The following is a 3033-nucleotide window of genomic DNA, read 5'->3' as shown; positions in this document are numbered from 1 at the left end:
CCATAAGAAAGGAGATTGGCCGTCATAATGGAAAAAAGAATTATCACCGCCGCCCTGACCGGGGCCATCCACACCCCCAGCATGTCCCCCCATCTTCCTGTCACCCCGGAAGAACTCATCGACGAGGCGGTCAGGGCGTATGAGGCGGGGGCGGCCGTCGCTCATGTCCATGTCCGGAACCCCCAAACGGGCCTCCCCTGCGCCGATCAGGATATCTTCCGGACCTTTGCCGAAGGGGTCAGGAAGCGGTGCGATATGGTTGTCTGCTGCACGACGGGCGGCCGTCTCGGCGAGCCGGTGGAGAACCGCGTGCGGGTCGTATCCAGCCTGTCGCCGGAATTGGCGACCCTCAACGCCGGTTCCCTGAATTTCGCCCTCTTCCACATCGCCGATAACGTCCAGACCTGGACCTACGATTGGGAAAAGTCTTATCTTCAGGCGACGGAGGACTTCATCTTCCCCAACACCTTCCTGACCATGCGGCAGTTCCTGGAAAAATTCGCCGTCCAGGGAACAAAGCCGGAATTTGAGATTTACGATGCCGGAATGATCAACAATCTGGCCTTCCTCATCGAGAAGGGCCATGTCCGTAAACCCGTTTATCTCCAGTTTGTCATGGGGATTCTCGGCGGCATCCCCGCTACGATCGAAAACTTCGTCTTCCTACTGGAGAGCGCCCGCAAGGCCATCGGCGATTTTCAGTTTTCCGTTTGCGCCGCCGGCAAGGCACAGTTCAGCCTTTGTACGACCTCCTTGATGATGGGCGGACACGCCCGGGTCGGCCTGGAAGATAACCTCTATCTCGAAAAGGGGCAGTTGGCGAAAAGCAATGCGGAGCAGGTGGCCAAGATCGTCCGCATCGCCCGGGAATTCGGCATCGAACCGGCGACGCCGTCGGAAGCGCGGCAGATCCTCGGATTGAAAGGGATAGACAAGGTAAATTTTTAACGACATTGTAAAAAGTCCATATGCTGTGTTACGCACCACCCTTCGTCACTGCGACGGACGAAAAAGTCCGCCTCATTCCTCAGGGTTTGCGCGCCTTGCCTCTCGAGCTTTTTACTTCGTCGTCTAAATAAGGAGGAAAATTGAAAATGGGAAAGCGATTCGTCGATCTGAGCATTGCCATTGAAGCGGCGCTCCCCTGCGATCCCCCCATGATGATTCCGAAGATCGAATACGTCGATCATGCGCTGGGGGCAACGCAGATGCTCAATTTCTTTCCCGGCATCCGCCGGGACCAGCTACCCGGCGGACTCGGCTGGGCGCTGGAATTCCTGACCCTCACGACCCACAGCGGGACTCACTTAGACGCCCCTTACCATTACCACCCCACGCAGGATAAAGGAAAACACGCCCTTACCATTGACGAGGTGCCCCTCGCCTGGTGCATGAGCGACGGCGTCCTCCTCGACTTCCGCCACAAGGGAGACGGCGAGCGGATTACCGCGGCAGACGTCAAAAACGAACTGGAGAGAATCGGCTATGAGCTCAAGCCCCTCGATATCGTGCTCATTCAGACCGGGGCCGACGCTGCCTGGGGAACGCCCCAATATCTCGTCAAGGGACCCGGCATGACCAGGGAAAGCACCCTCTTCCTAACGGAAAGGGGCGTAAAAGTGGTAGGCATCGACGCCTGGAGCTGGGATCGCCCCCTGCCCTTCCTGGCCCAGGAATTTAAAGAAAAAGGGGACCCGAAAGTAGTCTGGGAGGCCCACTTTGCCGGTATCGAAGCGGGGTATTGCCATATGGAAAAGATGGCGAATCTCGCAGCCATCGGCCGGCTCCACGGCTTTACGGTATGCTGCTTTCCCGTCAAGATCAAAGGGGCTTCGGCCGGCTGGTGCCGGCCGGTGGCCATTATCGACGCATAAGGACAAACCGAAAGTTTTTCCTCCCCCCACAAGGGGATGGCCAGGGTGGGGATGGGGTTTACAGGAACGATCATGCTGGAAGGAAAGAAAATAACAAAGCGTTTCGGCGGTCTGACGGCCCTCTCTGAAGTCGATTTCGATGTGCACCGCGGCGAGATCGTCGGGCTCATCGGGCCGAACGGTTCCGGAAAGACGACGCTGTTCAACGTTATCTCCGGCATTTACGCCCCCGACGGCGGAGATTTGTTTTTCGAAGACCGGAAAATCACGAATCTGCCCCCCTACAAACGGGCCCGCCTGGGAATCGGCCGTACCTTTCAGATCGTCCGTCCTCTGACGGGCCTGAATCTCATCGAAAACGTCTCTACCGGTGTCCTTTACGGCCGCAAGAAAACGGCCGGCGCCAGGGGCGCAAGGGAAAAGGCCATGGAGATCCTCGCCTTTACGGGATTGACGGAGAAAGCCCGCCGCCTCCCCAGCGAACTGGTCCTGGAAGACCGCAAGCGCTTGGAAATCGCCCGCGCTCTGGCCCTCAATCCGGAAATCCTCCTCCTCGACGAGGTCTTTGCGGGCCTGAATCCGACGGAAATCAGCAACGCCATTGAGTTGACCTTCCGGATCCGGGATACTTACGGAACGACGATCTTCATGATCGAACATGTGATGAAGGCTATTATGTGCACCTGCAGCCGCATCATGGTGCTGAATTTCGGAACCAAGATCACCGAAGGGCCGCCGGAAGAGGTGGCCAATCACCCGGAGGTAATCTCCGCCTATCTGGGAGCCGCTTATGCTGCGTGTTGATAATCTCACCGTCTGTTACGGCCAGATGCAGGCCCTGCGCGGCGTGTCCATGGAGGTCTCCACCGGGGAGATGGTAGCCCTGATCGGCGGCAACGGCGCCGGCAAGACAACCCTGATCAACACCATCTCCGGATTGGTCCCCCCGGCAGCGGGCAGCCTGAGCTGGGAGGGCAGACCCCTGAACGGTCTTACCCCGGACAGGATTTGCCGAGAGGGAATCGTTCAGGTCCCGGAGGGTCGCAAGCTGTTTCCCGCCATGACCGTGGAAGAGAATCTGATCATGGGGGCCTATTTGCCTACCGTCCGGAAGCAGAGCCAAGAGTCCCTCCGAAAGGTATATGACATTTTCCCCCGC

At 58.2% G+C, this 3033-nt stretch carries 4 protein-coding genes; all 4 read left to right on the top strand.

Translation table 11 applies throughout. The features are described 5' to 3' along the window. Positions 1 to 27: 27 nt before the first annotated feature. On the top strand, positions 28 to 948 hold the full coding sequence (locus tag WC600_19110; protein ID MFA4904837.1) for a 3-keto-5-aminohexanoate cleavage protein: 921 nt from the start codon (positions 28 to 30) through the stop codon (positions 946 to 948). A 146-nt stretch (positions 949 to 1094) separates the two neighbouring features. Beyond that, on the top strand, positions 1095 to 1874 hold the full coding sequence (locus WC600_19105) for a cyclase family protein (GenBank protein MFA4904836.1): 780 nt from the start codon (positions 1095 to 1097) through the stop codon (positions 1872 to 1874). A gap of 72 nt (positions 1875 to 1946) precedes the next feature. Beyond that, the gene (locus tag WC600_19100; GenBank protein ID MFA4904835.1) at positions 1947 to 2678 is read left to right on the top strand and encodes an ABC transporter ATP-binding protein; all 732 of its coding nucleotides are present in this window, start codon (positions 1947 to 1949) and stop codon (positions 2676 to 2678) included. Then, on the top strand, positions 2665 to 3033 hold a 369-nt coding region (locus WC600_19095), incomplete at its 3' end, for an ATP-binding cassette domain-containing protein (protein ID MFA4904834.1). The genes WC600_19100 and WC600_19095, both read left to right, overlap by 14 nt.

It is taken from the genome of Desulfobaccales bacterium (genome assembly GCA_041648175.1).
In the GTDB taxonomy this organism is placed as follows: domain Bacteria; phylum Desulfobacterota; class Desulfobaccia; order Desulfobaccales; family 0-14-0-80-60-11; genus 0-14-0-80-60-11.
The sequence above is the reverse complement of the archived record's forward strand: the minus strand, read 5'-3'. Positions and strand labels throughout refer to the sequence as shown.

Excerpts from the sequence above, each read along its gene's own strand:
- WC600_19105 (MFA4904836.1), top strand. The coding sequence starts at position 1,095 with ATGGGAAAGCGATTCGTCGATCTGAGCATTGCCATTGAAGCGGCGCTC.
- WC600_19110 (MFA4904837.1), top strand. The coding sequence starts at position 28 with ATGGAAAAAAGAATTATCACCGCCGCCCTGACCGGGGCCATCCACACC.
- WC600_19100 (MFA4904835.1), top strand. The coding sequence starts at position 1,947 with ATGCTGGAAGGAAAGAAAATAACAAAGCGTTTCGGCGGTCTGACGGCC.